This is a genomic window from Pseudomonas sp. XP2 (assembly GCF_053557975.1).
Window position 1 is genome coordinate 50,773 of sequence record NZ_JBNRIK010000034.1, and the last position, 3,990, is coordinate 54,762.

Annotated in this window: 4 protein-coding genes; all 4 read left to right on the forward strand. The window is 62.9% G+C overall.

Features of this window, described 5'->3' with window-relative positions:
- Positions 1-89 precede the first annotated feature (89 nt).
- The 4 genes from ACK1VC_RS26175 to pcaC are packed head-to-tail and all read left to right on the forward strand — an operon-like array spanning position 90 to position 3,950.
- Entirely contained in the window at positions 90-1,379 is a 1,290-nt protein-coding gene (locus tag ACK1VC_RS26175; protein ID WP_016488882.1) for an MFS family transporter, read from the forward strand.
- A 9-nt stretch (positions 1,380-1,388) separates the two neighbouring features.
- Positions 1,389-2,741, forward strand: coding sequence for a 3-carboxy-cis,cis-muconate cycloisomerase (locus tag ACK1VC_RS26180; protein ID WP_070086944.1), 1,353 nt, complete (start codon positions 1,389-1,391; stop codon positions 2,739-2,741).
- A gap of 11 nt (positions 2,742-2,752) precedes the next feature.
- The gene (gene pcaD / locus ACK1VC_RS26185; RefSeq protein WP_016488880.1) at positions 2,753-3,544 is read left to right on the forward strand and encodes a 3-oxoadipate enol-lactonase; all 792 of its coding nucleotides are present in this window, start codon (positions 2,753-2,755) and stop codon (positions 3,542-3,544) included.
- 10 nt (positions 3,545-3,554) lie between these two features.
- Complete coding sequence (pcaC, locus tag ACK1VC_RS26190) at positions 3,555-3,950, forward strand: 4-carboxymuconolactone decarboxylase (protein ID WP_016488879.1); 396 nt, start codon at positions 3,555-3,557, stop codon at positions 3,948-3,950.
- Positions 3,951-3,990 lie beyond the last annotated feature (40 nt).

The following is a 3,990-nucleotide window of genomic DNA, read 5'->3' on the forward strand; positions in this document are numbered from 1 at the left end:
CATAAGGCCAATTGCCAGCCAGATAGCGGAACGAGTGTGTTACCAGGTATGTCTAGACTTACCTAGTACCCTCCAGGAGTAAACCCGTCATGACCTCAACCTATTACACCGGCGAAGAACGCAGCAAGCGCATCTTCGCTATCGTCGGTGCCTCATCAGGCAACCTGGTGGAATGGTTCGACTTTTACGTCTACGCCTTCTGCGCAATCTACTTCGCCCCGGCTTTTTTCCCCTCCGACGACCCGACCGTGCAGTTGTTGAACACGGCCGGCGTGTTCGCCGCAGGTTTTTTGATGCGCCCCATCGGTGGCTGGATCTTCGGCCGCCTCGCTGACCGACATGGTCGCAAGAATTCGCTGATGATCTCGGTGCTGATGATGTGCTTCGGCTCTTTGATGATCGCCTGCCTGCCCACCTATGGCAGCATTGGCACCTGGGCGCCAGCGTTGCTGTTGCTGGCCCGCCTGATCCAGGGCTTGTCGGTGGGGGGGGAATACGGCACCACCGCCACTTACATGAGTGAAGTGGCCCTTCGTGGCCAGCGCGGCTTTTTTGCTTCGTTCCAGTACGTCACCCTGATTGGCGGCCAGTTGCTGGCGGTGCTGGTGGTGGTCATCCTGCAACAGCTGCTGACCGAAGACGAACTGCGGGCCTGGGGCTGGCGCATTCCGTTCGTGGTGGGGGCCATTGCCGCTCTTATCTCGCTGATGTTGCGCCGTTCGCTGCACGAAACCAGCAGCGCCGAAACCCGCAATGACAAGGATGCAGGCTCGATCGGTGGCCTGTTCCGCAACCATGCAGCGGCCTTCATTACCGTGCTTGGCTACACCGCTGGTGGCTCGCTGATCTTCTACACCTTCACCACCTACATGCAGAAGTACCTGGTCAACACCGCTGGCATGACGGCGAAAAACGCCAGCTACGTGATGACCGGCGCGCTGTTCCTGTTCATGGTGCTGCAGCCGTTCTTCGGCATGCTGTCCGACCGCATCGGCCGGCGCAATTCGATGCTGCTGTTCGGCGCCCTCGGTACCCTGTGCACTGTACCGCTGCTGATGGCGCTGAAAACCGTCACCAGCCCGTTCATGGCCTTCGTACTGATCAGCCTGGCATTGTGTATCGTCAGCTTCTACACCTCGATCAGCGGCCTGGTGAAGGCGGAGATGTTCCCGCCACAGGTGCGTGCACTGGGTGTGGGCCTGGCCTATGCAGTCGCCAACGCGGCATTCGGCGGCTCTGCCGAGTACGTGGCCCTGGGCCTGAAGACCCTGGGTATGGAAAACACTTTCTACTGGTACGTGACGGCCATGATGGCAATTGCCTTCCTGTTCAGCCTGCGCCTGCCCAAGCAGGCCGCGTACCTGCACCACGATGACTAAGGACGTGGCATGACCAACCAACTGTTCGACGCCTACTTCACCGCGCCGGCCATGCGCGAGATTTTCTCCGACCGTGGCCGCCTGCAGGGCATGCTCGATTTCGAAGCCGCACTGGCCCGTGCCGAAGCCGCTGCCGGGCTGGTCCCGCACAGCGCCGTGGCTGCCATCGAAGCGGCATGCCAGGCCGAGCGCTATGACGTTGGTGCGCTAGCCAATGCCATCGCTACCGCTGGCAACTCGGCAATCCCGCTGGTGAAGGCGTTGGGCAAGGTGATTGCCAGTGGCGTGCCCGAGGCTGAGCGCTATGTGCATTTGGGCGCCACCAGCCAGGATGCGATGGACACCGGGTTGGTCCTGCAGTTGCGCGATGCCCTCGACCTGATCGAAGCCGACCTGGGTAAACTGGCCGATACCCTGTCGCAGCAGGCCTTGAAGCATGCTGATACGCCGTTGGTAGGTCGCACCTGGTTGCAACATGCCACCCCGGTGACCCTGGGCATGAAACTGGCCGGCGTGCTGGGTGCATTGACCCGTCACCGCCAGCGCCTGCGGGAACTGCGCCCGCGTTTGCTGGTGCTGCAGTTTGGCGGCGCGTCGGGCAGCCTGGCCGCCTTGGGCAGCAAGGCGATGCCGGTGGCCGAGGCCCTGGCCGAGCAGCTGAAGCTGACCCTGCCTGAACAACCCTGGCACACCCAGCGTGATCGCCTGGTGGAGTTTGCCTCGGTGCTGGGCCTGGTGGCCGGCAGCCTGGGCAAGTTCGGCCGCGATATCAGCTTGCTGATGCAAACCGAGGCGGGGGAGGTGTTCGAGCCTTCTGCGCCGGGCAAGGGCGGCTCTTCGACCATGCCGCACAAGCGCAACCCGGTGGGCGCTGCGGTGCTGATTGGTGCGGCTACCCGTGTGCCGGGGCTGGTGTCGACGCTGTTCGCTGCCATGCCCCAAGAACATGAGCGCAGCCTGGGCCTGTGGCATGCAGAATGGGAAACCCTCCCGGATATCTGCTGCCTGGTCTCCGGCGCGCTGCGCCAGGCCCAGGTCATTGCCGAGGGCATGGAAGTGGACGCAGCGCGCATGCGCCGTAACCTCGACCTGACCCAAGGGCTGGTGCTGGCAGAAGCGGTGAGTATTGTGCTTGCCCAGCGCCTGGGCCGCGACCGTGCCCACCACCTGCTCGAACAATGCTGCCAGCGCGCGGTGGCCGAGCAGCGCCACTTGCGTGCTGTGCTGGGTGACGAACCGCAGGTCAGTGCCGAGCTGTCTGCCGAAGAACTTGATCGCCTGCTCGACCCTGCCCATTACCTGGGCCAGGCCCGCGTCTGGGTGGCGCGCGCCGTATCCGAACATCAACATTTCACTGCCTGAAGGAGACTGCTGTGGCGCATTTGCAACTGGCCGATGGCGTTTTGAACTACCAGATCGATGGCCCGGAAAACGCCCCGGTGCTGGTCCTGTCCAACTCGCTGGGCACCGACCTGGGCATGTGGGACACCCAGATTCCCTTGTGGAGCCAGCACTTTCGTGTACTGCGCTACGACACCCGTGGCCACGGTGCCTCGTTGGTCACGGAAGGCCCCTACAGCATCGAGCAATTGGGTCGTGACGTGCTGGCGCTGCTTGACGGCCTGGACATTCAGAAAGCGCACTTTGTCGGCCTGTCGATGGGTGGCCTGATTGGCCAGTGGCTGGGCATCAACGCCGGCCAGCGCCTGCACAGCCTGACCCTGTGCAACACCGCCGCCAAGATCGCCAGTGACGAGGTGTGGAACCCCCGTATCGACACCGTGCTCAAGGGTGGCCAGCAGGCCATGGTCGACCTGCGCGATGGCTCTATCGCCCGCTGGTTCACCCCAGGCTTTGTCCAGGCCCAGCCTGAGCAAGCCCAGCGCATTTGCCAGATGCTGGCGCAAACCAGCCCGCAAGGTTATGCCGCCAACTGCGCAGCGGTGCGTGATGCCGATTACCGTGAACAACTGGGCCGCATCCAGGTGCCCGCGCTGATCGTTGCCGGTACACAAGACGTGGTCACCACCCCTGAGCATGGCCGCTTCATGCAGGCCGGTATCCAAGGTGCCGAGTACGTAGACTTCCCGGCAGCGCACCTGTCCAACGTCGAAATCGGGGAGGCGTTCAGCCGCCGTGTGCTCGACTTCCTGCTGGCTCACTGAGGAAAACGCCATGGATGAGAAACAACGTTACGACGCCGGCATGCAAGTGCGCCGTGCGGTGCTTGGCGATGCCCACGTGGACCGCAGCCTGGAAAAGCTCAATGACTTCAATGGCGAGTTCCAGGAGATGATCACCCGCCACGCCTGGGGTGATATCTGGACCCGCCCGGGCCTGCCCCGTCACACCCGCAGCCTGATCACCATTGCCATGCTGATCGGCATGAACCGTAACGATGAGCTGAAACTGCACCTGCGCGCGGCGGCCAACAATGGCGTGACCCGTGACGAGATCAAGGAAGTGCTGATGCAGAGTGCCATCTATTGCGGCATTCCGGCAGCCAACGCCACGTTCCACCTGGCTGAGTCGGTGTGGGATGAACTGGGTGTCGAGTCTCGGCAGCAGTAATACCTGCGCTGGCCCTAACGCCGGCAAGCCAGCACCCCCC

Coding starts and splice junctions, on each gene's coding strand:
- ACK1VC_RS26175 (WP_016488882.1), top strand. CDS start 90: ATGACCTCAACCTATTACACCGGCGAAGAACGCAGCAAGCGCATCTTC.
- ACK1VC_RS26180 (WP_070086944.1), top strand. CDS start 1,389: ATGACCAACCAACTGTTCGACGCCTACTTCACCGCGCCGGCCATGCGC.
- pcaC (WP_016488879.1), top strand. CDS start 3,555: ATGGATGAGAAACAACGTTACGACGCCGGCATGCAAGTGCGCCGTGCG.